General features: G+C 65.7%; 23 protein-coding genes. 3 read left to right on the top strand and 20 right to left on the bottom strand.

Annotated elements, in window-relative coordinates; translation table 11 throughout:
• Positions 1 to 2: 2 nt before the first annotated feature.
• From Q0C42_RS03560 to Q0C42_RS03490, 15 genes are all read right to left on the bottom strand, one after another.
• A complete protein-coding gene (locus Q0C42_RS03560) occupies positions 3 to 965 on the bottom strand; it encodes a KpsF/GutQ family sugar-phosphate isomerase (protein ID WP_295072049.1) in 963 nt (320 codons plus the stop codon).
• A complete protein-coding gene (locus Q0C42_RS03555) occupies positions 946 to 1,560 on the bottom strand; it encodes a ribonuclease H-like domain-containing protein (protein WP_295072047.1) in 615 nt (204 codons plus the stop codon). The genes Q0C42_RS03560 and Q0C42_RS03555 overlap by 20 nt, the downstream gene beginning before the upstream one ends.
• A 327-nt stretch (positions 1,561 to 1,887) precedes the next feature.
• Positions 1,888 to 2,979: a flagellar basal body P-ring protein FlgI gene (locus tag Q0C42_RS03550; protein ID WP_295072044.1), complete on the bottom strand. Its 1,092-nt coding sequence runs from the start codon at positions 2,977 to 2,979 to the stop codon at positions 1,888 to 1,890.
• The gene (locus Q0C42_RS03545) at positions 2,976 to 3,977 is read right to left on the bottom strand and encodes a flagellin (RefSeq protein WP_295072041.1); all 1,002 of its coding nucleotides are present in this window, start codon (positions 3,975 to 3,977) and stop codon (positions 2,976 to 2,978) included. The genes Q0C42_RS03550 and Q0C42_RS03545 overlap by 4 nt, the downstream gene beginning before the upstream one ends.
• The gene (locus Q0C42_RS03540; protein ID WP_295072039.1) at positions 3,974 to 5,431 is read right to left on the bottom strand and encodes a flagellar basal body rod C-terminal domain-containing protein; all 1,458 of its coding nucleotides are present in this window, start codon (positions 5,429 to 5,431) and stop codon (positions 3,974 to 3,976) included. Before Q0C42_RS03540 ends, Q0C42_RS03545 begins: the two co-directional genes overlap by 4 nt.
• 6 nt (positions 5,432 to 5,437) lie before the next feature.
• On the bottom strand, positions 5,438 to 6,745 hold the full coding sequence (locus Q0C42_RS03535) for a flagellar hook protein FlgE (protein WP_295072036.1): 1,308 nt from the start codon (positions 6,743 to 6,745) through the stop codon (positions 5,438 to 5,440).
• Between the two features lie 92 nt (positions 6,746 to 6,837).
• A complete protein-coding gene (locus Q0C42_RS03530; RefSeq protein WP_295072034.1) occupies positions 6,838 to 7,683 on the bottom strand; it encodes a flagellar motor protein MotB in 846 nt (281 codons plus the stop codon).
• A 118-nt stretch (positions 7,684 to 7,801) separates the two neighbouring features.
• A complete protein-coding gene (locus Q0C42_RS03525; protein WP_295072031.1) occupies positions 7,802 to 8,656 on the bottom strand; it encodes a hypothetical protein in 855 nt (284 codons plus the stop codon).
• 18 nt (positions 8,657 to 8,674) lie between these two features.
• On the bottom strand, positions 8,675 to 9,046 hold the full coding sequence (locus tag Q0C42_RS03520; RefSeq protein ID WP_295072028.1) for a hypothetical protein: 372 nt from the start codon (positions 9,044 to 9,046) through the stop codon (positions 8,675 to 8,677).
• An 18-nt stretch (positions 9,047 to 9,064) separates the two neighbouring features.
• The gene (locus Q0C42_RS03515) at positions 9,065 to 10,018 is read right to left on the bottom strand and encodes a dynamin family protein (protein ID WP_295072027.1); all 954 of its coding nucleotides are present in this window, start codon (positions 10,016 to 10,018) and stop codon (positions 9,065 to 9,067) included.
• A gap of 31 nt (positions 10,019 to 10,049) precedes the next feature.
• Positions 10,050 to 12,113, bottom strand: coding sequence for a dynamin family protein (locus tag Q0C42_RS03510; RefSeq protein WP_295072024.1), 2,064 nt, complete (start codon positions 12,111 to 12,113; stop codon positions 10,050 to 10,052).
• A gap of 133 nt (positions 12,114 to 12,246) precedes the next feature.
• A complete protein-coding gene (locus tag Q0C42_RS03505) occupies positions 12,247 to 14,682 on the bottom strand; it encodes a hypothetical protein (RefSeq protein ID WP_295072021.1) in 2,436 nt (811 codons plus the stop codon).
• A gap of 3 nt (positions 14,683 to 14,685) precedes the next feature.
• The gene (locus tag Q0C42_RS03500) at positions 14,686 to 15,783 is read right to left on the bottom strand and encodes a protein phosphatase 2C domain-containing protein (RefSeq protein ID WP_295072019.1); all 1,098 of its coding nucleotides are present in this window, start codon (positions 15,781 to 15,783) and stop codon (positions 14,686 to 14,688) included.
• Positions 15,764 to 16,591, bottom strand: a complete 828-nt coding sequence (locus tag Q0C42_RS03495) for an FHA domain-containing protein (protein WP_295072016.1) — start codon at positions 16,589 to 16,591, stop codon at positions 15,764 to 15,766. Before Q0C42_RS03495 ends, Q0C42_RS03500 begins: the two co-directional genes overlap by 20 nt.
• A 266-nt stretch (positions 16,592 to 16,857) precedes the next feature.
• Entirely contained in the window at positions 16,858 to 17,874 is a 1,017-nt protein-coding gene (locus Q0C42_RS03490) for a polyprenyl synthetase family protein (protein WP_295072013.1), read from the bottom strand.
• A 49-nt stretch (positions 17,875 to 17,923) separates the two neighbouring features.
• On the opposite strand from Q0C42_RS03490, the gene Q0C42_RS03485 reads away from it, so the two are divergent.
• From Q0C42_RS03485 to Q0C42_RS03475, 3 genes are all read left to right on the top strand, one after another.
• Positions 17,924 to 18,139: a DUF2007 domain-containing protein gene (locus Q0C42_RS03485; protein WP_295072010.1), complete on the top strand. Its 216-nt coding sequence runs from the start codon at positions 17,924 to 17,926 to the stop codon at positions 18,137 to 18,139.
• A complete protein-coding gene (locus Q0C42_RS03480; RefSeq protein WP_295072007.1) occupies positions 18,139 to 18,897 on the top strand; it encodes a methyltransferase in 759 nt (252 codons plus the stop codon). The genes Q0C42_RS03485 and Q0C42_RS03480 overlap by 1 nt, the downstream gene beginning before the upstream one ends.
• 95 nt (positions 18,898 to 18,992) lie before the next feature.
• Complete coding sequence (locus Q0C42_RS03475) at positions 18,993 to 19,160, top strand: DUF465 domain-containing protein (protein ID WP_295072004.1); 168 nt, start codon at positions 18,993 to 18,995, stop codon at positions 19,158 to 19,160.
• Here Q0C42_RS03475 and Q0C42_RS03470 read toward each other — a convergent pair.
• From Q0C42_RS03470 to Q0C42_RS03450, 5 genes are all read right to left on the bottom strand, one after another.
• Positions 19,154 to 20,017, bottom strand: coding sequence for an EamA family transporter (locus Q0C42_RS03470; RefSeq protein WP_295072822.1), 864 nt, complete (start codon positions 20,015 to 20,017; stop codon positions 19,154 to 19,156). The two genes, Q0C42_RS03475 and Q0C42_RS03470, sit on opposite strands and share 7 nt — an antisense overlap.
• A 131-nt stretch (positions 20,018 to 20,148) precedes the next feature.
• Positions 20,149 to 20,874 (bottom strand): beta-ketoacyl-ACP reductase, encoded by a 726-nt coding sequence (locus tag Q0C42_RS03465; RefSeq protein WP_295072001.1) that lies wholly within the window; start codon positions 20,872 to 20,874, stop codon positions 20,149 to 20,151.
• A 107-nt stretch (positions 20,875 to 20,981) separates the two neighbouring features.
• The gene (locus Q0C42_RS03460) at positions 20,982 to 21,368 is read right to left on the bottom strand and encodes a hypothetical protein (RefSeq protein ID WP_295071998.1); all 387 of its coding nucleotides are present in this window, start codon (positions 21,366 to 21,368) and stop codon (positions 20,982 to 20,984) included.
• A 1-nt stretch (position 21,369) separates the two neighbouring features.
• A complete protein-coding gene (locus tag Q0C42_RS03455) occupies positions 21,370 to 22,545 on the bottom strand; it encodes an acetyl-CoA C-acetyltransferase (RefSeq protein WP_295071996.1) in 1,176 nt (391 codons plus the stop codon).
• A 172-nt stretch (positions 22,546 to 22,717) separates the two neighbouring features.
• Positions 22,718 to 23,575, bottom strand: coding sequence for an EAL domain-containing protein (locus tag Q0C42_RS03450; protein ID WP_295071993.1), 858 nt, complete (start codon positions 23,573 to 23,575; stop codon positions 22,718 to 22,720).
• Between the last annotated feature and the right edge of the window lie 2 nt (positions 23,576 to 23,577).

Raw genomic sequence — 23,577 nt, 5'->3', positions numbered from 1 at the left:
CGTCAGGCGACACCCGCCCGCAGGCAGTCATGGACATGCAGGATGCCGATGGCCCTGCGGCTTTCGGGTGCGGTGACCAGAAGGCAGGTGATCTTGCGGTCGTTCATCAGGGCCAGCGCCTCACCCGCCAGGGCTTCGGGCCCGATGGTGCGGGGGTTCGGGGTCATCACCTCGCCTGCGATGTGCAACATCAGGCCTTCCAGATGCCGCCGCAGGTCACCGTCGGTGATGATCCCGACGATGTCGCCATATGGATCGGTCACGCCGACGACGCCATAGCCGCGCTTGGTGATTTCGACCAGGGTTTCGCCCATGGCCAAGTCGGCGGCCACCAGGGGAGGGTCCTTGTGCATCAGGTCGCCGACCTTCAGCAACCGCGCGCCAAGCTTGCCGCCGGGATGGAACATGCGGAAATGCTCGGGCGTGAAGGCGCGATGCTCCATCAGCGCGATGGCCAGCGCATCGCCCAAAGCCAGCGTCATGGTGGTCGATGTTGTCGGCACGATCCCCTTTTCGCAGGCTTCGGGCACCTGAGGCAGCAAGAGCCCCACGGTCGCCTGCCGCATCAGGGTCGATCCGTCCCGGCTGGTGATCCCGATCATCGCGATGCCAAAGCGTTTGGCATGGGCCAGTAGGTCGGCAAGCTCGGGCGTTTCGCCTGAATTGGACAGCACGATAAGGACGTCCCCCTCGGCCACCATGCCCAGGTCGCCATGGCTGGCCTCGGCCGGGTGCACGAAATGGGCGGGAGTCCCGGTGCTGGCAAAGGTCGCTGCGATCTTGCGGGCGATGTGGCCCGACTTCCCCATGCCCGAGACGATGACCCGCCCCTTGGCGGCCATCAGAAGACCCACGGCTTTCGCAAAGCTGTCGTCCAGCGCCTTGGCCAGCGTGTCCAGCGCCCCCGCCTCGCGGTGGATCACCCGACGTCCGGTTGCAAGGAAGTCAATGGAGGAAGATGTCATTGGTGTTTTCCCAACCCATCAGGTCCAGTTCGGCCCGCGTCGGCAGGAAGGCGAACAGCCGCTGCGCCAGGTCCAGCCGATCCTCGCGGATCAGCCGCGCTTCCAGTTCGGCCTTCAACTGATGCAGATACAGGACGTCCGACGCGGCATATTCCTTCTGGGCCTCGGTCAGGACCTCCGACCCCCAGTCGCTTGTCTGCTGCTGCTTTGACACATCGACGCCGACAAGGTCGGCCAGGAGGTATTTCAGCCCATGCCGGTCGGTGAAGGTGCGCACCAGTTTGGAGGCGATCTTGGTGCACCAGACCGGCGCAGTGGTCACGCCGAAGGCGCGTTTCAGCATCGCAATGTCGAAGCGTCCGTAGTGGAACAGCTTCAGCACCTGCGGGTCCGCCAGCAACCGCTCCAGGTTCGGCGCGCGGGTCTGGCCCTTGCCGATCTGCACCAGATGCGCGTCGCCGTTGCCGTCCGACAGTTGCACCACGCACAGCCGGTCGCGGCGCGCATCAAGGCCCATCGTTTCGGTGTCGATCGCGACGACCGGGCTAAGGGTCAGGCCGTCGGGCAGGTCGGACTTGTGCAGGTGAATGGCCAAGGGGATGCTCTTTGTTCTGGGGTGCTGGTTTTCCGATTACGCTTGCGGCCGCCAAGGGTCAACTGCGGCCCGCCTGGCTTGCACCGGCCCGCTGGGCGATGCACGGTACACAGGCCTATCCGGGGATGCCCTTGCGGACCCCAAAGCCGCGGTAATTCGAACGTCGTCCGTCCCCCGAGCCGGGACCGGAAGACGCGGCGGCCCTCTCTTCGCCAAAAAGAAGGTTCGGCGAGGGACAAGCGGCATCACGGTCAGGCGACCATGCACGCCCACCAGCAACCCGTTGATCTGGAGAGGATGCAGATTCGGTCCGCGCAGGACACCCGGTCAGTTCACGACGAACTCCGCGTGCAGCGCCCCGGCCGCATTGATGCTTTTCAGGATGTCGATCATGTCATGCGGGGCCACCCCCAGCGCGTTCAGCCCGGCCACGACCTCGGCCAGATCGGTCCCGCCCCGCACCTCGGCCAGCCCCGTCCCGTCCTTCGCGATCTCGGCGTTCGACCGCGGCACCACCACCGTCTCACCCTCGGCGAAGGGGTTCGGCTGGGATACGAGCGGGCTTTCCTCGACCCGCAGCGTCAGGTTGCCCTGAGCCACCGCTACCCGGCTGATCCGCACGTCGGCCCCCATCACGATCGTCCCCGACCGCTGGTCCACCACCACCCGCGCCCGCGTCTCGGGCTGGACCATGATACCCTCCAACCGCGCCAGCACATGCGCCGGAGACCGCATCCCTGTCGCCGCGATGTCGACCGCCACCGTCCCGGCGTCCGTCATCTCGGCAACGCGACCTCCGAATTCCGCGTTGACCGCCTGCTCGATCCGGGCGGCCGTGGTGAAGTCAGCCGATTTCAACGCCAGCCGCAGCGAGGACAGCCCAGCGAAATCGAACTCCACCTCCCGCTCCACCCGCGCGCCACTTGGGATCACCCCCGCCGTGGGCACGCCCTGCGTCACCCGCGCTGCATCGCCCTCGGCCACGATGCCGCCCGCGATGATCGTCCCCTGCGCCACCGCGTAGATCTGCCCGTCGGCCCCGTTCAGCGGCGTCATCACCAGCGTCCCGCCGAGCAGGCTTTTCGCGTCCCCGATCGCCGAGACCGTCACGTCGATCCGTCCCCCTGCCCGCGCAAAGGGCGGGAGTTGTGCCGTCACGAAGACCGCCGCCACGTTCTTCGGCCGGAACTCCTCGCCCGTGACATTAGCCCCCAGCCGTTCCAAGAGGTTGGCCATGATCTCTTCGGTGAACGGCGCATTCCGCAACCCGTCGCCGGTGCCGTTCAACCCGACGACCAGGCCGTAACCCACCAGATCGTTGCCCCGCACGCCGTCGAACTCGACCAGGTCCTTGATCCGGATCGGCTCGGCGAAGGCGGCAGTTGCCGTCAGGAACAGCGCCAGAAGGCAGCGGATCATCGCATGAACTCCGTTAGGCTTAGCCGCGAGACGCGGGCGGTGACGAGGTAGAGGGATTCGAGTTGCGCCCGGACGTTCTCCAGCCGCGTCGCCGCCTCATAGGAATCGACCGAGCCGATGTCGGACCGCAGGATACCAAGCGAGGTTGCCTCGGCCGCATTGCGCGTGCGGGCGGATTCGATCTGGCCCTCGACCGTCCCGATCCGGGCTGCAAGCGTGATCCGGGCGTCTTCGGTCTGGTGCAGGGTCTGGCCGGCGATCTGGGCCAGACGTCCACGCTCTTCGGTGTTGCCCGCAAGTAGGCCAAGGTCGATCAGTGCGGCCATCGCAAAGCCGGCCAGCGTATCCCTGATCGCCGGGTCCATCGCCGTGGTCGACAGGTCCGCGGCTTCTTCTGGCGCGATGGGGGCCGCCGAAATCGGCGCGCCGCCCTGGTAGAAGGTGCCGAATCCCAAGGGGTCCGCAAACCAGCCGTTCACCGCCGCTTCGACCTGCCCCGCCGTGGTGGAGGTGGCGGCGGCGGTCTGCAGTGCGGCCAGCATGTCCTCGACACGTCCCAGCGGAGCCGTATCGGTCGCCACCCCGGAAAACACCGCGCGGCCAGAGGCTTGCATGTTGATGAACCCCACGGCCGAGGCCAGCCGGCCACGCGCATCCGCGGCGGTGGCACTGATCTGGGCCGGCGTCGGGAAATCGCGCGCGCCCATCAGGGTCACGGTGATTCCGGCGGCAAGCTGGGACAGGCCCGCGACGGCGGACTGCTGGGCTGCGGTCTGGAAGGCGGCGTCCGTCGTGTTGGTCCTGTATGCCGCAAGCCGCGCCAGGCTTGCATCGACGGCCAGCAGCGGTGCCACGTCGCCGCGCATCACCTGCCCGATGTCGGAGTGCCTGCCCGTTGCGATCTCTTGCGAGGCGCGCTGCACCTGGCCCCGCAGCTCGGCCCCCTGTCGCGCCAGGACGTTCGTCAGACTTGCATCGCCCACCGAGATCCGCGTCATCCGTCCAGCCTTATGAGAGTGTCGATCATGTCGGCCACCGCCTGGATCACCTTGGCGTTGGCGGCATAATTCCGTTCGATCACCAGAAGCTCCTGCATCTCCTGGTCGGTATCGATGCCGTTCTGCGCCTCAAGATCGGTCAGCGCTGTCAGACGGGCGGTCGAGAAGCTTTGCTCGGACTGGGCCGACAGCCGCAGTGCGGAAGCGTCGGACAGGATATCGGCGGTCAGGACCGCAAAACTGCGGTTGCCGGCAGTGAAGCCAGCCGAGGACAAGGGCCGCGCGCCGGTCAGTGCGGCGTGAAGGGCCCCAAGCAGTGCGCCGTTCCCGGGCGGGCCTTCGGTCGTGGCGCCAAGTCCGTCGCGCAGGCGGAAAAGCGCGCCGCCCTGGGCGGGATCGGCGGCCGGGTTCAGGGCCAGGCGGCCGGCCAGACCGACTTCGTTCAAGGGGTCGAAGGCGGCACCCCGGTCGGTGAACAGTCCCGCCGCACCGGGGGCAAGGGTCGGGTCTAGACCGCCGAAGCGCTCCACCAGGTCGCGGGCGGCTGCGTCCAGCTTGCCCTGTGCGGCCACCGCAAGGTCGTCCCGGACCGCAAACAGCGCGCCAAGCGTGCCGCCAAGGATCGGGCTGGACGCGCCCGCGGTGTCATACGGCCGCCCGTTGATGGTGATCCCCGACAGCCCGCCAAGCGCCTGCGTCATCTCTGGCGTGATGGTGTGGACAGGGGTGAACCCGATCACCGCCGCCGAGCCTTCCAGCAAGGGTGCCCCGCCGGTGGTGAACAATGCGATCTGGTTCAGGTCGCGCGGCACCTCGCGCACCGGGACGATGGCCGAGATCTGGTCGACAAGCCGTTGCCGTTCGTCCAAGAGCGCCGAGACATCCCGCCCGGCGCCGGTGAAGGAGCGCAGGTTCACGTTCAGCTCGTGCAGTTGCTGCAGCGTGGAGTTCAGCTTGCCCACCTCCTCGCCGATGCGGCGGTCGGCCCTGGCCCGGGCCTGCTGGATGTCGGTCGAGGCTGTCGCAAGTCCCGCCATCAGTGCCTTGGCGGTCGTGGCGATGCCGTTCAACCGGGCCTGCGACTCGGGTCGCCCCGCCGCCTCGACAAGGGCCTGGTCGAAGGCGGCAAGCCGTGCGGCCAGGGACGCCGGATTGTCCGCGGTGCCCAGCGTCTGCTCCACCCGCTTCATGAACTGGGCCCGGACATCCCGGTCGCCGGTCCCGGCCTGCGCCAGCCGCCGTTCGCCCAGAAGCTGCCGGTCCACGTCGCGGCTGATGCCCAGGACCTGAACGCCCTGCCCGTGACCGGCAAGGACCGCCGCCCCCAGGCCCACCTGGCGACGGACGTAGCCTGGCGTCGTGGCATTGGCCACGTTCGACGACAGGATCTCGGCCTGGCGCGAGGTGGCCGACAGCCCCGACAGGGCACCAGCAAGGGCGGAGGTGACGCTCATCCTCTATCAGCGCTTGATGTTGGTGGTTTCCTGCAGCATCTCGTCCACCGTCTGGATCACCTTGGCATTGGACGAATAGGCCCGCTGGGTCTGGATCAGGCTGGTGAGTTCGGCTGCAACGTCGGTCTTGGAGCCTTCGCGGGAGTAGCCCTGGATCGACCCCGTCGGCCCGGACCCCGCATCCCACAGGAAGAACGAGCCGGAGTCGGGCGAGACCTGGTAGGTCTGGTTCGACAGCGACAGCAGGCCGTTGGGGTTTGGAACGTCAACAAGCGGGATCTGGAACAGCCGCCGGGTAAAGCCGGTGTCATAGGTGGCGTTCACATAGCCCTTTTCGTCGACCTCGACCGTGGTCAGGTTGCCAACCGGCGAGCCGTTCTTGGTGATCGAAACCGGCGCGAAGTTGTCCGAAAGCTGGGTCAACCCGTTCGGGTCCCCGGCACGACCGATGCCCACGGTCAGCGGCCCGCCGTCCACGGTCAGCGCCAAGGTGCCGTCGAGGGGGTTGTAGGCCCCGCCGGAAACTACCGTGACCGAGGCCAGCGTTCCGCCCGCACCGCGGCTGTCGTCGAAGGTCAGGTTGTATTCGCCGATCAGGTTGCCGCCGCCCGCACTGTCGCGGATCTGCATGGTCCACTGGTTCGACGCGCCCGTGGCCGGGACGGTCGGGATGAAGGTGACCTCCAGCGATTCCGACGTGCCAAGGTTGCCGAAATACTCGACCGAAAGGGGCGGGGGAACGGCGGTCGATCCCGCCTCGGTATAGGTGGCGGGCAGGTTGACCCCGAGGTTCATCATGGTGGTGGGGTCGCCCGCGGTCTGGTTGGTGTTGATCACGATGGGCACCAGACCGGAAAGCGTGTCGCGCGGGTTGGACGGAATGGTTCCGTCGGCATTGGCGGGCCAGCCCAGCAGCACCAGCCCCGAATCGGTTTTCAGCACGCCATCGGCATCGGTGCGGAAGCTGCCGGTGCGCGTCATCAGAAGCGGCGTGTCGGACAGGGCATTGCCCAGCGACACCTCGTTGATCACCGGCAGCATACCGCGGCCGGCGATGGCCAGGTCAAGCGGATTGCCGGTTCCGACAAGATCACCGCGTTCATCAATCAGCCGGATGGTCGAAGCCCGGACCCCGCCGGCGGAATAGGTGCCAGACCCCCGCGACCCGGTGATAACCATGCTGGTGAAATCCGTGGAGGCACGCTTGTAGCCGAACGTGCTGGAATTCGCGATGTTGTCGGAGATCGAGGCCAATCGCGTGGCATTCGCGTTCAGCCCGGCCACACCCGCGCTAAGCGAGGAGGATATCGTCATGGGAAAGCGCCTTTCTGCAGCTTCGACCTTCTGGTGGATCGACCCTGCAGCACCGCGTCTTAACATGGCCCTAATGGATAAAAGTCGAAGGATTATCGGTCGCGCCGCAAAAGGATGACCTCGATCCGGTTGTTGCGTTCGGCTGCCGGGTCGGCGACGGCGGGTTTGCGGTCGGCATAGCCCGAGACGCGCTGCATCCGGGCGGCGTCGATCCCCGCCTCCTCCAGCATTTCCCGGGTGCGCTGGGCGCGCAAGGCTGAGAGGGTCCAGACCGGATTGTCGATCAGCGTCACCGGATGGGCGCGCAGATGACCCGCAACGGCAAGCTCGTTCGTGGTCAGGTTCAGGATCTCGGCCAGAAGATCGGACAGGGCCAAGGCGACTGTCGTCGGCTGGGCCGTGTCGACGTCGAAAAGCGGTGCGCCCGGAAGATCGAAGATTTCGATCACCAGACCCTCGTCGGTGATCCGGGTCACCACGTGGCGCATCAACCGCTCCATCGTGTTGCTTTCACCGCCACGGGCCAGAAGCGCCTTTTCGACATCCTCAAGCTCGGACTGGGCCTTGCCTTCGCCGGCCGCGCCCTTGCCGGCATCGTCACCGGCTTCATCCGCGGAACTGGCGGCGGTCTTGCGATCCATCGCGCCGGTTCCGGTATGGGCCATCGTCTCTTCGGCAAAGACGCTGTTGCCGCCGAAAGCGCCGTCGCCCCCGCCCGAGATTCGGTTCACCGGGATCGTCGGATTGAAGTAATCCGAAATCCCTTTGCGTTGCTTTTCCGTCGTCGCGTTCAGCAGCCACATCAAAAGGAAGAACGCCATCATGGCGGTCACGAAGTCTGCGTAGGCCACTTTCCATGCCCCGCCGTGGTGGCCCCCGCCACTGACTACTTTCTTCCGTTTGATGATGACCGGCGCCGCATTCCCTTGCGCAGCCATCCACATCACCCAAGTCTTACACCCAGGATCAGCAATAGCAGCAACAGGCTTTACACCCGCTTAACCCATTGCGTTTTAGGGAAGTTTCACAATCCTGCCCCGGTCGTCGGCGCTCGCCCTAGCGCAGCGCCGCCCGCCACGCGCCCAGAACGGCGGTGGTGGCGTCGCCCTCGACCACACCCAGGAGGACCGCCGGGCCCAGGCGCGCGCCGATTATGCTGTGGCCCTCGACCAGGGTTGCGCCCAGGATCATGCAGATCGGATCGCCGGGCAGGGCGGACAGAAGGTCGAACTGCCGCTCCAGCGAGTCGCGCTCGTCGGCGAGGAAGCCCTGCAGGTGGGATACCATCTCGTCCGGCCCATCGGACCGGCCATCCTCGGCCCCGCCGTCGATCAGCCAGGCGATCAGGGACGGACCCATGGCGGCCGCGAAACCCTGGAAGCCGGACCCCGAAACGTCGGCCTCCTCGACCTGCGGTTCGGTCGGTGCTTCTGCAAGGGCCGCAGGCTCTTCGTCGGGGCCGATGGGGTTCAGCTCGACCAGAAGCAGATCCGCCAGCAGCGCGACCGGAAGGCCGACGCTGACCGCCTCACCGCCGCGACCGATGGGACCGGTGGCGACGTGGAGTTCGTGACGCTGGACGGCGACCCCCTGAAGAAGCTTGATCAGCGCATCCTTATGCTCGTCCTCCAGGGCGCCGACGCCAAGGCAGTCCTGGGCCGAGGGGAGCCCCTGGGCATCGGTCACCCGCAGGATCCTGCGGCCTGCGACGTCCAGCGTCAGGCTGGGTCCGGACTCCGAGAAGAAGCGCAGCGACCGGGGAAGCATCGTCTCATTCGCCGCGCGCAGAATCTGCGCAACCGGATTGCGGTCCGTCGCTTCGGCAAGCACCCTCGTCCCGCCCGCAACGAAGCGACCGGACGTCTGCAGGCTTTGCAGACGCGCAAGAATGGGAAGCGTACCCCTGTTCAACGGTTTGTCCGGCCCTCGTCACCCAGCATGAGTGATGCTTTCAAGCGTCCCGCGGATTTTGGCTACAAACGCGGGAAGGTCAATGCCGTGGTCGCAGATGCAGCACAGCGCATCGGCCGGCTCGACGTCCGAACGCAGGAAGATGCGGACGGTATCGGGTCCCATGACCACCGCGGCATTCGGTTCGCCGAAAGCTTCGACCGACAGCGAAAACAGCGGATCGTCGAAACTGGTACGTGCCTGGTCGCACAGCCGGTCCAGGTATTCCTGCGTCGTGGACAAGGGGCCGGTGCTGGACAGGATCATCCGCGACGACAGATCGGCAAATGCCACCAGGTGGGCCTGTGGAAATGCCTTCACCACCGCGCCAAGGCTTTCGTTCACGCCCAAGGAAGCATCCTCTCCAGCTTAAAGGCCCTTCAGCCGGCTCATTTGAGGGGCATCGGGCACCCCCATGATCTGGTCCGAGAAGGATACCTGCGTCGGTCCACTTTCATCGGTTGGACGTTCGGTGCGCAGCAGACGCTCGCCCGCCGCCACGCGACGCGGCAGAACCTTCACCACCGGCGTGTTGCGGATCGCCATCAGACGCTCGAACGTCAGGGCGATGAGGCTTTGGCCGACTTCGGTTTCGTCCGCCGGATCGGGGCGGATCATCGCCTTGCCCTCGTCGCCGGGTTCGGGGTGACCGTTGTCGATGATGCGGTGGATGATCTCGAACAGCGCCGTGCTGAACGTCTCGACGCCGCTTTCCAGCCATTTCTCTTCGTCGTCACCGGCCCGCATCGCTTGCAACAGCGAGACGGGATAGACTTCGGAGAACAGCTCCTCGGTCTCCTGCTTGACGCGCTTCAGAACCTTGGCCTTGTCGCTTTCCCCGAGAATCTTGTCGAAGCGGGTCACCAGAAGCAGGCTGTTCTGACGCATTTCCTTGGGGAAGGTCGACCAGACGCCCGATTCCGACTGGCGCCAGGCTTGGGTCGCATGGGTGCACCACAGGACTGCATCGGCCAGGTAGGCCATCCGCTCCCAGACTTCCGAGGACATCGACGGGTCCGAGATCCCCGGCATGTCGATCAGGTCGCAGTACCGCAGGATGTCGCTTTTCATGAAGATGCGGATGTGTTCCGTCGTCTCCAGGCTGACCTGCTCAAGTTCGGCGAGGTCAAGGTCGTAGGCATGGCCATCCAGGCCCATGGTATAGGCATCGTCCGGGCCATAGGACAGCCAGACCGGCGGCAGCTGCGTGGCCGTCACCTTCTCCAGAAGCGGCTTCGCCCCCATCAGCACGTTGCAAAGCGTGCTCTTTCCCGAGCTGAATTCGCCCATGATGGCGATGCGGGGTTTGCGGGTCAGCGGCATTCCTCAGGTCCTTTCGTACCCTTCGACCGTCCTAGTCGGCGTAAATGGCAAGTTCGTCCATGATCGAGGCCAGGCATTCCTGCCGGTCCTCCCAGGCGTTCACGCCAAAGAGTTCCTTCATCTCTTCCATCGAAATCTCGGAAGATGCCAGAGCACTCATCAGAAGTTCGCGCTGTTCCTGCAGGAAGTCCCGCAGGGTCGCTTGCGTCCGTTCACGGAAGAGACCGATCTGGATCGTCTTCAGGTCATTGATGATCGGATCGGTTTCGGCCCGGATCAGCTTGTTGAAGTCCTGCGCAAAGGCCTTGTACCCGCGGCGGCGCTGCCACCAGCCCTTCCACCAGCCGACCTGAAGGTCCAGCGCGATGGTCTGGCCCAGGTTGATCGGCGGCGGGATGTAGGACACCACCGGCGTCTCGATCTTGAAGCCTTCGACCGTGATCGAGAAGGTCTTGCCGTAAAGGTCGGCGATCCGCACCGCGGTCTCGTTGTTCACTTCGGCCGCGATGGCATGCATCTTCTTCAGGACGACCTGGTAGGACGAGCTGAGCAACATGCGCAGGCCAAGCGGGCTGTAGTGCCAGGTCGCATCCTCGCCGTTGGTCTGAAGATGTTCGATCAGGCTGTTCGTCGCGCGATCCAGGAAGCGTTCGTAGCTTTGGTCGATGCGGTTGGTGAAGTCCTTGCACACGTTGTTGGTCATGTGCGTCAGCTTCTCGACCGCGGCCAGTTCGATCTTGCGCAGCTCGCTGTCCAGCTGGTCGGGCGTCATCGTCCGGTTCAACTGGCCGTCCGATTCCAGGATGCGGACCTGATCGACCACGTCCAGCGACTGGGCAAGGTTCAGCGCCTGACGCGACGATTTCTGCAGCGCCTCGCGGACTGGGCCTTCGTACATCCGCTGCCCAAGCGCATCCAGCAGCGCCGGCACGCCCGAGGCATGCCAGACCAGCTGCTCGGCCGACCAAGCTTCCATCTTGTCCGCAAAGGCGGCGCGGGTCCAGTTGATGGCCGAATCCGTCGAATCCTCGGTCATCTCGTCGATCTTGCCTTCCAAGACCGCGTTGGCCCAGTGGGCCGAGCCGTAGATGATGTCGATATCCGGCGGCGCGTTGTTCTTTTCCAGCGTCTCCAGGATCGCGCGGTGGATCTCGGGGACCTGGTTCGCCGGGTCCGGCAGTTCGTCGATCCGGTTGACGAAGATGATGATCTCGCGCGACTGGCGATGGGCGATCAGGCGGATCAGCGCCATGTCCATCGTGGTCAGCGCCTGATGCGCCGAAAGGACAACGATACAGGACCGGCTGTCGCGCACGGCGTTGATCGTGATCTGCTCGCGCATCATGAACGTGTCGTTCACGCCGGGCGTGTCGCGGACACACAGCTGGACCGGGAAATCCTCACGCTCGATGTAAAGGTCGGCCGACTTGGTGATATCGGTGAAGCGGCCCTGCTCGGCGCCGCCGGTTTCCTCGTCGCCGACGCAGACATAGCGGCGCAAGAGTGCGTCATCCACGGTGCCATAGCGGTGCTCGGTGCCCAGCAGCATCTCGAACTTGCGGCCCAGGCGCGCCTGCGCCTTGTCGCGCATCTGCACCACCTGCAGGCGCAGCTTCTCAAGCTCGTCATCCGCCCCGGCGCGGGCCGCCAGCTGGCCGATCCGGCCGCCGTTCGACACCAGCTTTTCCCATTCGGCGTTGTCGAAGAATTTGAACTTCGCCTTCACGTTCAGCTCGGGCGAGGGTGTGTTGATGTGCAGCGAGGTGACGACCGAAGTCCAGGGGTTCACGTCCGTCGGCAACAGATTCGGCGCACCGATCATCGCGTTCAGAAGCGAGGTCTTGCCGGCCTTGATCTGCCCGATCACGGTCACGGAAGGCTCGACCTCCCGGACCTGGCTCATGATCCGTGTCACCTTCTTCGAGGTGTCGGGATCGGCCATGGTCACGAAATCGCGCAGAACGTCCTCGAACTGCGTGATGGCATCAGCAATGCGCGTGAGGCCCGGGAAATTGCGCTTCAGCGCAACATCGGTCTCCTGCACAGCGACGCTGTCCAGTTCATCCTGGTCCTCTGCTACGGCACCCAGTCCCATGATCACCTCATACCTGCGGGCTTGATCCGTCCGATTGGCCAGCACATCGACTCAAGGCCCCGCAATCATGTCATAAGTTTGGAAAGTGGTCCCAATTGGGCACATTCTTGACGATTCTACGCTCACAATGGTGTCACACCACGCGTAATGTTTCCAATTCGCGTTTAAGTTGTAGAAGAAGGGTTAGGGCGTCATCAGCGGGCGCATGACCTTTTTCCAATTGCATCAACATGATAATGTCCATGACCTCTCCCACGTCGCTGCCTATCCGGCGCAAGTCTTCCGACCCGCCGCGCGCCACCAGACCCTGAACCTGCTCGGTCGTTTCGCGCACATGTTCCAGAATCAGGTCCACTGGAATCTTGCCCTCAGGATCGACCACGCCGGCAAGCCCGGCCGCCCGCACGGCGATCAGGCCGACAGCCTCTTCCACCAAGGAATGATCGGTCGATGACACGGGATGGGTCGCAGCCGGTGCCGTCGTTGGCATGGCGCGTGGCGCAATCCGCGCACGCTCCCGCCGCGGGGCGGCGGTCTCGGCGACCCTTGGTTCCCGGCGCATGATCGCTGCGGGTGAAAACTGGTCTTCCGACACCGCGGCGGCGGGTGCGGCGGGCGCAGCCGGCATCGCCGCCCGCGGCAACCGCGAGATTGGTGTGGCACGGGGCAAAGCGGCAGCCGGGGCCGGCGCAGCGGACGGCGGGGCAGGTGTCGCCCGCGGCTCGCGATCAAAGAGCCGCGTCCGGTCCGGGGACCGTTCCACACGCGGCGGCGGAGGCAGTTCGGCCTCCGGTTCCGGTTCCGGCGTGGCTGGCTCTGGCACCGGGTCGGGCAAAGGCGCATCCACCTGACGGGACACCGGCGGTTCCACGACGTCGCGCGGTGTCTCTTCCAGCGCCGCTTCCATCTCTTCCGGCGTGGCCCGCAGGGACGACAGGTCGGGAAGCGGAGCCTCCTGGCCCCCTGCAGCCCGTCGCCCGCCAAAAAGCTGCGCCCGTTGTGGAGCTTCGGCGACAGGGTCAGGCCGCGGCGTCACCGCCCGGCCGGGACGGTCGCGCAGGGCAGGCCTTGCGGGTGCGGCACCTTCTTCCTGCGCTGGTTCGTCCGCAGGCAGATCGGCGGGCACATCGGCAGGCTCGTCCGCGAGAGGCGCCAGATCGACGACCGGCTCCGCGTCCTCTTGGGTCGCCTCGGTGGCGTCAACCTCCTTGATCACGGTCGAAGCCGGCTCTTCTGCAACCGGCGTCGCGGCACTGGCGCGAGGCCGCCGCGTGGCTTCCCGTGCAGGTTCCGGCTCGGGTTCCGGCGTCGGCGCAGCCTCGGGCTCGTTCTTGGACTTCCACGTGGTCCGCAACGGGACGGCGGGAGCGGCGGCCGTATCGGACTCCGATGCGACACGCTTGATCCGATCGGCGAAGCGACGGCGTGTTCCCTGCGGTTCAGGCTCGGGCTCGGGCTGCGGTTCCGGTGCGGCGGCCACGGGCTCGGGATGCGGCTCAGGCTCCGGTTCCGGCTCTACGACAGGACTCGGGGGGGCAAAAACGGGTTCCGGCTCGGGTGGCGCGGCGACCTCGGGCTCGACTGCCTGCTCCAAGATCGCAGGTTCTTCCAGCATCGGTTCAGGGTCAGGTTCGGGCGCAGGCGGTGCCACAGGCGCTGCCGCAGCCTCTGGTTCCGGGGGCGGAGTCCAGGGCGTCGGCGCTTCCTCCTCGGTCTCTGCGAAACGCTTCGCGACCAGTTCGCTGGCCTCGACATGCCGCGCCAGCAGAAGCTCGGCCGTGTCGGTGTCGGCACGGCGGCCGGACTGCACCCGGGTCTTGATCGCCGTGATCACGGCCGAAGCCCCGCTGTCGCGGAACAGCTCGCGGTTCACCTGGCCGCCCGGAGGCATCGCCGTGCGCGCCTGCTTGGCCGAGATCGACAGGATCTGGCGGAACTCCTCGCCCGCGCGCAGTTCGACCCGGTCATGCATCGCCTGAGCTGCGTCACGGCTGCCCAAGAGGTCGACCTTGGTCAGCAGCATGAAGCTGTTGTCCTTGACCGCATCCGGCAGGCTTTCCCAGACCGACTGCTCTTTCGGAAGATAGGACGTGGTGCACCAGATCACGATGTCGGCGCGCTTGCTGGCCCAGGTCGCCGCGCGCTTCTGCTCGGCCTCCATCGGGCCGGCGGAAACCTCCAGCAGGCTGATGACCCTTAGGGCTGGCAAGTCCATCTCCAGCGTCACCAGCGCCGGTGCCAGCGAGAGCACCTGGGCCAGGTCCGCGCCGGGGACGGTCTTAGTGGTGCCATCGGTCAGCGTGCAGAGCATCCGCGACACATCGCCGTGCTGCACGATGATCGTCGGCAGGCGCAGGGTTTCCGGCACGACGACGGACCCGACCAGCAGGTTCAGGATCGAGGACTTTCCCGACCCCGGCAGGCCCAGAAGCGCAATCCGCGCCGGACGCTCCAGCCGTTGGATCAGACGTTCCGCAGCCTCCGCCGGACCGCCGGCAGGAAAGAGCCCCCGGTCAAGTGCGCGGCCAAGCCGCTGGGCGACTGTCAGTTCTCCGTCCGCGTTTGCCATGAGTTACTTTATGACGGTGACTCGACGTGGCCGCAACCGTGCTGGGGACAAATCCTCAACCGACTGGTCGGGGTTGCTTTCTTGCACCGCCTCGGCCACCGACCGCGGCGCGCGACCGGCACGGCTGTCCGCCACAGAAGCTGGCGCCTCCGTCGGCGTCGGGGCTGGCAGCGGAGAGACCTGGGCCGTGCTGGTCGTGGGGGTTTGCCCGGGCACACGGACATGCTCGGGCGCCACCGTCGTCAGGCGGCGGGGCCGCGCCACGGCGGTCGACGGTCCCCGCGGCCGGTCCTCCGGCGCGCGGACCGATGCATCGTTCACCTTGATCACGGTGAAGCTGATGTTGTCCTGATCCGGGTCGCCCAGACGCTCAAGCTCTTCCAGAAGCCGCTCGGCGATTTCCGTCGACCGGGTCTTCCGGGCCTTTGTCAGCACCTTCTCGATCTGCGCGTTGGTCAGGAACTGCAGCCCGTCCGACGAGCAGACGACGATGTCGCCCGCCTTCAGTTCGAACGGCTTGGCCGGGCAGTCGATCTTCGGTATCCGCGTTCCCATCAGGACGGAAATCAGGCAGTTGCGGTCCGGATGGTTGGCGGCAACCTGCGGGTCCATCAGGCCGGATTTGACCATGAAGTCGATCTGCGGCGCCATCGAATGGTCTTCGTTCAGCTGGGTAAGCCGGCCGTTGCGGAACAGAAACAGCGGCGAATCTCCGATCGAGATCCACCACAGCCGGTTTTCCACCAGCGCCGGAACGACAAGCGTCGCGCCCATCCCCTCGGTCTCGGGGTGGCTCCGGGTGTGCTGGCGCAGCGCCTCGTTCGCAAGGTCTGCCACGCTGCGCAGGATTTCCGTCGCGCGCGACTCGAAGGACACGACATCCGCGAAATGAAACTTCAGCTCGCTGAAGACTTCCGTGAGGATGATCTTGGACGCGACGTCGCCCGCTGCGTGCCCGCCCATTCCGTCGGCCAGGACGACGAAGCCGGCTTCGGCGCCAACCGGAAAATCCGCGGTTATCGCGTCTTCCTGGTAATCGCGCGCGCCTTGGCTGATGCCCGATGCCACATCGAAGCGTGGCTCACGCGATCGCCATATCATTAGCGTCTCCCTCGGACTCAACCGCCGACCAGTTGAAGTCGGGCGTACACAACACTTTCAACACCAGGGTCGTCTCTCCGATCTGGATCTCGTCACGGTCCCCGACGACCGAAGTGGTCAGCAGGGGCTTTCCGTTCAAGCGCACCAGGTTCGATTTTCCGCCGTGACCCAGATGGAACTGATGCGTCGCCGGGTCATAGGCGATGGCGGCGTGGTTCTGGCGCGATATCGCCATGTCGCCGAAATCCAGCGAGATCGTCTGGTCCGTGCCGCGCCCGATCTGCGAGATGCCCCGCAGGACCGGGAAAGCCGCGCCACGGCCCGGACCGGCGGTGATCACCAGCCAGCCGGTCGGATACATGACCACGCCCGCCTTGTCGCCAGGCTCGATCGACTCGTCCATCCGGCCTTCGTCGAACAGCGGGACCACCGCCGCAGGCTGCGGCTCGAACCCCAGGACGCGCGTCTTCGTCCGCGTCGCCCGCCGCCGCGCGCTGGCATCAGCCGAGATTTCGCGGGCCGGGGTCGGAACCGGAGCGGCGGGAGCCTGCTCCTCCTCCATCTCCCAGATGTTCACGGCAGGGGCCGGGCCTTCCTTGGCCACCACCGAGCTGTTCTGGGTCTGGGTCAGCACTTCGGCAGCGCCGCCGGCCAGTTTCGGGAACCGCCCGGCAGCCGGCCCATTGCCCTGTGCGACCGACTGGATGGCGGCCTTCGTAGCCTCGATCTGTTCAGCCTCATTGCCATCGAAACGCGCCGCGCGCTTCGATTTCGAAGACCGTCCAAAGAGCCAGCCAAAGAAGTTCATGTTCCGTACTCCGCGCCCCAGGCCGTGACCCGGGGTATCATCATTCTTGCCCGGCTTGGATTACCAAGGCCTGAACGGCCCACGGCGGCACCTGCCGAATGTCTGCATCCAGAACAACCCGCACCACCCGCGAACCCACCGGCTGCCTTGCAGCCCCGAGGCCCACTGACGTGCAGACCACCCCGATGCTGTTCTGATTATTCACGAACTTTGTTCAAAAAATGATCCTAATTCGGTCATTTCACGGATCAAGCCTTTCCCGCAGATCAGGACACGCGGCTGACGACGAAGTCCGCAAGTTGCGCAAGAATGTCACGCAGGGGATGCTCGGGCAAGTTGTTTACGGCCGCCTTGGCCTTCGCCGCCCAGGCCAGTGCATCTGTGCGACAAGCCGATATTGCGTCGTGGCGCTGCAGAATCACCACTGCCTGTGCCAGATCGCCTTCGTTCTGGTCGCCCTTCTCGATCACCCGGGTCCAGAAGGCCCGTTCCTCCGGCGTAGCCTTCGCCACCGCCTTGATCAGCGGAAGCGTAAGTTTCCGTTCCCGGAAGTCGTCTCCGGTGTTCTTGCCGATCACGGTGGCCGAGCCGCCATAATCCAGCATGTCGTCAACAATCTGGAAGGCGATGCCCAGGGCATCGCCGAATTCCCGCAGCGCCGCCGTATGGGCTTCGCCAGCATCTGCGATGACGCCGCCCACCTCGGTCGCGGCGGCGAAAAGCGCGGCCGTCTTGCCGCGGATCACTTGCAGGTAGATCCGCTCGTCCGTCGCCAGGTCCTGCGCCGCAGTCAACTGCAGCACCTCGCCCTCGGCGATGGTGGCCGAGGCGTCGGCCAGGATGTCCAGCACCCGCAGGCTTCCCGTCTCGACCATCAGCTGGAAGCTGCGGGCAAAAAGGTAGTCCCCCACCAGGACCGAGGACTTGTTGTCCCACAACAGGTTCGCCGTGGGCCGCCCGCGCCGCCGCTTGCTTTCGTCGACCACATCATCGTGCAGCAGCGTGGCGGTGTGGATAAACTCGACCGTTGCGGCCAGCTTGACGTGGTCCTGCCCCGCGTAGCCCAGCATCCTTGCCGCCGCCAGCGTCAGCAAGGGCCGCAGCCGTTTGCCCCCGGCCTCGACCAGATGTGCCGTGACCTCCGGGATGCGGGGGGCATGTTCGCTGGCCATCCGCTCCCGGATCAGGACGTTCACTGCCGCCATGTCCTCGGCCAGCAGGTCGCTTAGCCGGTCCTGCGGCGCCATTGCCTTGTCCACCGCCGTCTCGCCCGAACCGTCCATGCCTTCTGCCGCCCTTGCCCCGCGCGAAGGGCGGGATTAACTGAAATCCATGAAGGAACTTCTGCGCACGACCGACCCCACCGTGATCGCCTTCGCCACCGTCCTTCTTGAGGGCGAGGGTATAGCGGCGTTTCCGCTGGACGTCCACATGAGCATCCTGGACGGCAGCCTGGGCATCCTGCCGCGCCGGTTGATGGTGGCGGACCGCGACCACTTCCGCGCCACAGCCGTCCTGCGCGACAACGACATTCCGGTCGAGTCCTGATGTTCGACGACGCAGAGCTTACGGACGACAAGTTCCTTTGCGGCCGCCTGCGTCTTCTTCAACCAGCAAAGGGCTACCGTGCTGCGACCGACCCGGTGCTGCTTGCCGGCGCCTGCCCGGCCGAAGCCGGCGAAAGTGTCCTCGATCTTGGTTGCGGGGCCGGCGCTGCGGCGCTGTGTCTCGGCCATCGGGTGCCGGGCCTGCTGCTGGCGGGGCTGGAATTGCAGCCTGCCTATGCCGATCTTGCCCGCCGAAATGCCCTTCGGAACGGAATCCCACTCGAAGTGCACGAGGGCGACCTTGCCCGCATGCCCAAAGCGCTGCGCCGCGACTTCGATCATGTGATCGCCAACCCGCCCTATTTCCACGCGGGGGGCAGCCCCTCACCGGTTGCCGCCCGCGCCCGCGCAATGCAGGTCGAAACGCCGCTTTCCGACTGGGTCGCCGCCGCGACCCGGCGCTTGCGGCCTGGTGGCTGGCTGACCCTGATCTGCGGTGCCGACGGCCTGCCCGAGGTCCTTGCGGCGCTGCCGCCCAAGCTTGGCTCTGCCGCCGTCCTGCCCTTAGCCGCGCGCGAAGGCCGTCCTGCCCTGCGCGTCATCGTCCAGGCGCGCAAAGGCGGCCGCGCGCCGTTCCGCCTGCTTGCACCCCTGGTCATCCATCAGGGTCTGGCCCATGACGGTGACCGTGAAAGCTATACCGCCGAAGCCAACGCAGTGTTGCGGGATGGCGCCGATCTCCTTGCGTCATTCCGCTGAATTGGACGCATCATTCTGTCACAGGGCCGTAACAACTGATGACACGACTCGTCTTTCGTGGTGCACTTGAGGGGCAACAACCAAGGAGGACGACCATGACGATCCAATCCCATCTGGTGGAACTGCGCAGGAAGCACGAGACGCTCGCCGAAATGGTCGAAAAGGCTCAGCGCAGCCCCGGAGTGGATGATCTGAAGATCGCCGAACTGAAGAAGCAGAAGCTGAAGCTCAAGGAGGAAATCACCCGGCTCAGCGCTCACTGATCCTTTCTGGCGCTGGCTTTCGCGGCCAGCGCCGCACCGCCCGCGATCAACACCGCCGCCAGGGCGATGGTCCATGTCGGCTTTGCAATCCCGGCGGTCACCAAGGCCAATGTCGACAAGAGCGGGGCCGCGTAGCTCGCTACCCCCAGCAGTTGGATATCGCCGCGCTTCATGCCGATATCCCAGGTGAAGAAGGCCGCGCCGACCGGCCCGATCCCCAGCGCCAGAACCGCCGCCCAACCGAGCGGAGTTTCCGGCCAGACCGTCTCTTCCAGCGCCAGATGGGCCACCACTGACAGCGCCGCTGTCGCCAGGCAGAACACGGTGACGCTTTCCGTCGGCACCGCGCCCAGCCGCCGCGACACCACCGAATACCCCGCCCAGGTCACCGCACAGACGAAGGCCAGCGCCAGCCCCAGTGCCGAACCGCTTCCCTCATCTCCCCGCCCCAGAACGATCACTGCCGCCCCGGCAAAGGCGATCAGCGCCCCGACCACATGCGGCGTCCGCAGTCGCTCGCCTGGCAGCAGGCCGGACAGAAGCACGATGAACAGCGGCCAGAGATAGGCGATCAACCCCGTCTCGGCGGTGGGCGACAGGCGGAAGGCGGTGAAGTACAGGAAGTGGTATCCGAAAAGACCCAGCGTGCCAAAGGCATAGACCTTCCAGCTGATCCCCCTCAGCACCCCGAACCCTTGCCGAGCCGTCCAGACCAGCCCGATCAGCCCACCGATCCCGAAGCAGATCGCGTTCAGCATCAAGGGCGGCACCGGCGCACTGCCGATGGTGAACAACGCCAGCAAGGACCACATCAGCACGGCGGTGAAGCCGATCAGCGTTGCCTTGCCCTTGGTCACTTCGCGCGCTCCCTTGCCATGCCGGTCCATAACCGTCCGACGGCAAAAGGAAAAGGCCGCCCCGAAGGACGGCCCGCTATGCTTCCCCGTCCCGACATTCCGACGGGAAGACGAAGTCGCACCAGAAGGCGTCAGACGAAGAACTGCCCGCCGTTCGCGCTGATGGTCGATCCGGTGATGAACCCCGCATCCTCGGACGCCAGGAACACCACGATCCGCGCAATCTCCTCGGGCTCGCCCAGGCGACCGACCGGGATCTGCGGGATGATGCGTTCGTTCAGCACCTTCTCGTCGATGGCCCGCACCATTTCGGTGCCGATGTAGCCCGGGCAGATCGCGTTCACCGTGATCCCGGCCCGTGCACCTTCCTGCGCCAGCGCCTTGGTGAACCCGAGGTCCCCCGACTTGGCCGCCGAATAGTTCGCCTGCCCGGCCTGACCCTTCTGTCCATTGATCGACGAGATGTTCACCACCCGCCCGAACTTCCGGTCCCGCATCCCCGACCACAACGGATGGGTCATGTTGAAGAGGCCCGTCAGGTTGGTGTCGATCACCTCTTTCCACTGGCCCGGAGTCATCTTGTGGAACATCGCGTCCCGCGTGATGCCCGCGTTGTTCACCAGCACGTCCACCGGCCCCAGATCCGCCTCGACCTTGGCGATGCCCGCGGCACAGGCGTCATACTCGGCCACCGACCACTTGTAGGTCGGGATGCCGGTCTCCTTGGTGAAAGCCGCCGCCGCCTCGTCGTTGCCGGCGTAGTTCGCCGCGACCGTGTAGCCCGCCGCCTTCAATGCGACCGAGATCGCCGCCCCGATTCCGCGGGACCCGCCCGTCACCAATGCCACCCGTGCCATTTTGCCTCCTCCCGGCATATTGTTGTATTCCTTGAAATACCGTTACCCAAACGAAAGCGGGCGCGCAAGATTATTGCGCGCCCGTTTATGAAATCATCCGCGAGAATTCACGGCGCGAGGTCTGGAATGAGCACACCCTGTTCCCGACCCAACCGCCCGCAGTAGCCGAACCAGTCCAGATTGGACTTGACCGAAAACAGCCGGTCGATCCGGTTTTCCCAGCGCGGCTCGAGGTAGACCATGATCGAGGCGACATCCGCCTCGGCCTCGGTCTGACCCATTTCGCCCGCGACTTCGACCGCACGCGCGCGGAAAGCGGCCGCGGCGGTCTCGGCGGCGGCGATCTGCTCCGCCGTCACGCCGCCGTAGCCCGCCGAAAGGGCCGTCGCCCGGAAGACCGCGCTGCATTCCGCAAGATTGGCCCAGAGCGGAGGCTCCTGGGCTGGGGCAGCACTTGCCGCCAGCGCAAGGCCTGCCGCAAGAGCCGCCCGCATGTCAGGCGCGTTCCAGGCACATGGCGACGCCCATGCCGCCGCCGATGCACAAAGTCGCAAGACCCTTCTTCGCGTCCCGACGCGCCATCTCGAACAGAAGCGTGTTCAGGATACGCGCGCCCGAAGCGCCGATCGGGTGGCCGATGGCAATCGCGCCGCCGTTCACGTTCACGATCGACGGGTCCCAGCCCATGTCCTTGTTGACTGCGCAGGCCTGGGCGGCAAAGGCCTCGTTCGCCTCGACCAGGTCCAGATCGCCGACCTTCCAGCCTGCCTTCGCCAGCGCCTTGCGCGACGCATGGATCGGACCGACGCCCATGATCGACGGGTCAAGCCCGGCGGTCGCGTAGGAGGCGATCCGAGCCAGCGGCGTCAGCCCGCGCTTGGCGGCTTCCTCCGCCGTCATCAGCACCACTGCAGCCGCGCCATCGTTCAGACCCGAGGCGTTCGCCGCGGTGACCGAACCGTCCTTGGTGAAGGCCGGGCGCAGTTTCTGCATGCTCTCCAGCGTCGCGCCGTGACGGATGTATTCGTCCTGATCCACCAGGATGTCGCCCTTGCGGGTCTTCACGGTGAAGCCGATGATCTCGTCCTTGAACTTGCCAGCCTTCTGCGCGGCTTCCGCCTTGGTCTGGCTGGCCAGCGCGAATTCGTCCTGCATGTCGCGGGATATCTGCCACTGGTTGGCGACGTTCTCGGCGGTCTGGCCCATGTGATAGCCGTTGAAGGCGTCCCAGAGCCCGTCCTTGATCATCGAGTCGATGAAGTTCATGTCGCCCATCTTCTGCCCCGCGCGCAGATGCGCGACATGGGGCGAAAGCGACATCGATTCCTGCCCGCCCGCGACGATGATCTTGGCATCGCCCAGCTGGACATGCTGCGCACCCAAAGCGACGGCACGAAGGCCCGAGCCGCAAACCTGGTTCAACGACCAGGCGCTGGCTTCCTTGGGCAGCCCCGCCTTGATATGCGCCTGCCGTGCCGGGTTCTGTCCCTGGCCGGCGGTCAGCACCTGGCCCAGGATCGTCTCTTCGACTTCGGCCTTGTCGATTCCGGCCCGTGCCACCACGGCCTCGATCACCGCGGCCCCAAGATCGTGCGCCGGTGTGCTGGCAAACGAGCCGTTAAAACTGCCCACGGCGGTGCGGCCCGCCGACACGATTACGACATTGGTCATCTGGTTCCTCTCCCACTAGCGCCCGAGCACGGCACCACGGCACGAGGGGCTCGCGCCGCATCCATTCATGCCCTAAGGGCATCTTGCTGCAAGTGCAAGAACGATGGAGTCGCACAGGCGATTCCCGGAAATCCGGTGCAAATCGGTGTCGGTGGCAGGGGCCTGCACGGCGTCACGAGGCTTTCAGATTGGGCCGCCCATGCCGGAAGGCGCGGAAGTCGGGCGTCACCGTCGGCGGGCCGAAAAGGTAACCCTGCAGGCATCCGACCCCGGCCTGACGAAGCCAGTTCGCCTCCCCCTCGGTTTCGACCGATTCGGCGACAACATACATCCCCAGCTCTTGCGCGATCGCGATGGCAGCCTTGGTCGCGCCCTGTGCATCGGGCAGGCGGTCGATGTGCTTGATCAGGCTGCCGTCGATCTTGGCGATTTCGAAGGACAACTCCTGCAGCGTCCGCAGCGAGGTCATCCCGGCGCCGAAGTCATCTAGTGCAAAGACGATGCCATATTCGCGCATTTCCGTCATGAAGGGTTTCAGCACGTCAGGCACCTGCATCGCCGAGGCTTCGTTGATTTCCAGGATCAGGTTCGCCCCCAGACGGGGCGCCTCCTGCAGGGCGCGGCGCAGGATGTCGGACCAGGGGCGATAGCCAACTGACCGCGCCGACATGTTGATCGACACCCGGATCTGCGGGTTGCGCTGCATCGCCAGCAGGCCCAGTTGCAGCGCCGCGCAGTCGATTTCGCGCCCAAGCTGCCGTTCTTCCACCGTGGGCATGAAGTCACGCGCCGGTATCACCTGGTCGCGCAGGTTCAAAAGCCGGATGAAGCCCTCGAAGAAGCCGATGATCGACGAGTCGGCAGCATAGACGACGGGCTGGAACGCCAGCCGCATCCGTCCGTCCTTCAGCGCGGCGGCGACCATCGACAAGGTCTCGCGGTCCTGAGCCGAGATCGCCGCGTTCAACGGGCTGGAAACCAGCGGGTCGCGGTCGAACTTCGACACCCTCGGTCCCTTCATATAGCTCATGT

The organism is Tabrizicola sp. (genome assembly GCF_022842145.1).
Lineage (GTDB): Bacteria > Pseudomonadota > Alphaproteobacteria > Rhodobacterales > Rhodobacteraceae > Tabrizicola.
Note: the sequence above shows the minus strand (reverse complement) of the source record. Positions and strands in the feature narration are given on the sequence as shown.

What these genes read in the sequence shown, in the direction of transcription:
- Q0C42_RS03560 (WP_295072049.1), bottom strand. Translation starts at nt 965, where the DNA reads ATGACATCTTCCTCCATTGACTTCCTTGCAACCGGACGTCGGGTGATC.
- Q0C42_RS03550 (WP_295072044.1), bottom strand. Translation starts at nt 2,979, where the DNA reads ATGATCCGCTGCCTTCTGGCGCTGTTCCTGACGGCAACTGCCGCCTTC.
- Q0C42_RS03545 (WP_295072041.1), bottom strand. Translation starts at nt 3,977, where the DNA reads ATGACGCGGATCTCGGTGGGCGATGCAAGTCTGACGAACGTCCTGGCG.
- Q0C42_RS03540 (WP_295072039.1), bottom strand. Translation starts at nt 5,431, where the DNA reads ATGAGCGTCACCTCCGCCCTTGCTGGTGCCCTGTCGGGGCTGTCGGCC.
- Q0C42_RS03535 (WP_295072036.1), bottom strand. Translation starts at nt 6,745, where the DNA reads ATGACGATATCCTCCTCGCTTAGCGCGGGTGTGGCCGGGCTGAACGCG.
- Q0C42_RS03530 (WP_295072034.1), bottom strand. Translation starts at nt 7,683, where the DNA reads ATGGCTGCGCAAGGGAATGCGGCGCCGGTCATCATCAAACGGAAGAAA.
- Q0C42_RS03515 (WP_295072027.1), bottom strand. Translation starts at nt 10,018, where the DNA reads ATGCCGCTGACCCGCAAACCCCGCATCGCCATCATGGGCGAATTCAGC.
- Q0C42_RS03510 (WP_295072024.1), bottom strand. Translation starts at nt 12,113, where the DNA reads ATGGGACTGGGTGCCGTAGCAGAGGACCAGGATGAACTGGACAGCGTC.
- Q0C42_RS03505 (WP_295072021.1), bottom strand. Translation starts at nt 14,682, where the DNA reads ATGGCAAACGCGGACGGAGAACTGACAGTCGCCCAGCGGCTTGGCCGC.
- Q0C42_RS03500 (WP_295072019.1), bottom strand. Translation starts at nt 15,783, where the DNA reads ATGATATGGCGATCGCGTGAGCCACGCTTCGATGTGGCATCGGGCATC.
- Q0C42_RS03495 (WP_295072016.1), bottom strand. Translation starts at nt 16,591, where the DNA reads ATGAACTTCTTTGGCTGGCTCTTTGGACGGTCTTCGAAATCGAAGCGC.
- Q0C42_RS03490 (WP_295072013.1), bottom strand. Translation starts at nt 17,874, where the DNA reads ATGGACGGTTCGGGCGAGACGGCGGTGGACAAGGCAATGGCGCCGCAG.
- Q0C42_RS03485 (WP_295072010.1), top strand. Translation starts at nt 17,924, where the DNA reads ATGAAGGAACTTCTGCGCACGACCGACCCCACCGTGATCGCCTTCGCC.
- Q0C42_RS03480 (WP_295072007.1), top strand. Translation starts at nt 18,139, where the DNA reads ATGTTCGACGACGCAGAGCTTACGGACGACAAGTTCCTTTGCGGCCGC.
- Q0C42_RS03475 (WP_295072004.1), top strand. Translation starts at nt 18,993, where the DNA reads ATGACGATCCAATCCCATCTGGTGGAACTGCGCAGGAAGCACGAGACG.
- Q0C42_RS03465 (WP_295072001.1), bottom strand. Translation starts at nt 20,874, where the DNA reads ATGGCACGGGTGGCATTGGTGACGGGCGGGTCCCGCGGAATCGGGGCG.
- Q0C42_RS03460 (WP_295071998.1), bottom strand. Translation starts at nt 21,368, where the DNA reads ATGCGGGCGGCTCTTGCGGCAGGCCTTGCGCTGGCGGCAAGTGCTGCC.
- Q0C42_RS03455 (WP_295071996.1), bottom strand. Translation starts at nt 22,545, where the DNA reads ATGACCAATGTCGTAATCGTGTCGGCGGGCCGCACCGCCGTGGGCAGT.
- Q0C42_RS03450 (WP_295071993.1), bottom strand. Translation starts at nt 23,575, where the DNA reads ATGAGCTATATGAAGGGACCGAGGGTGTCGAAGTTCGACCGCGACCCG.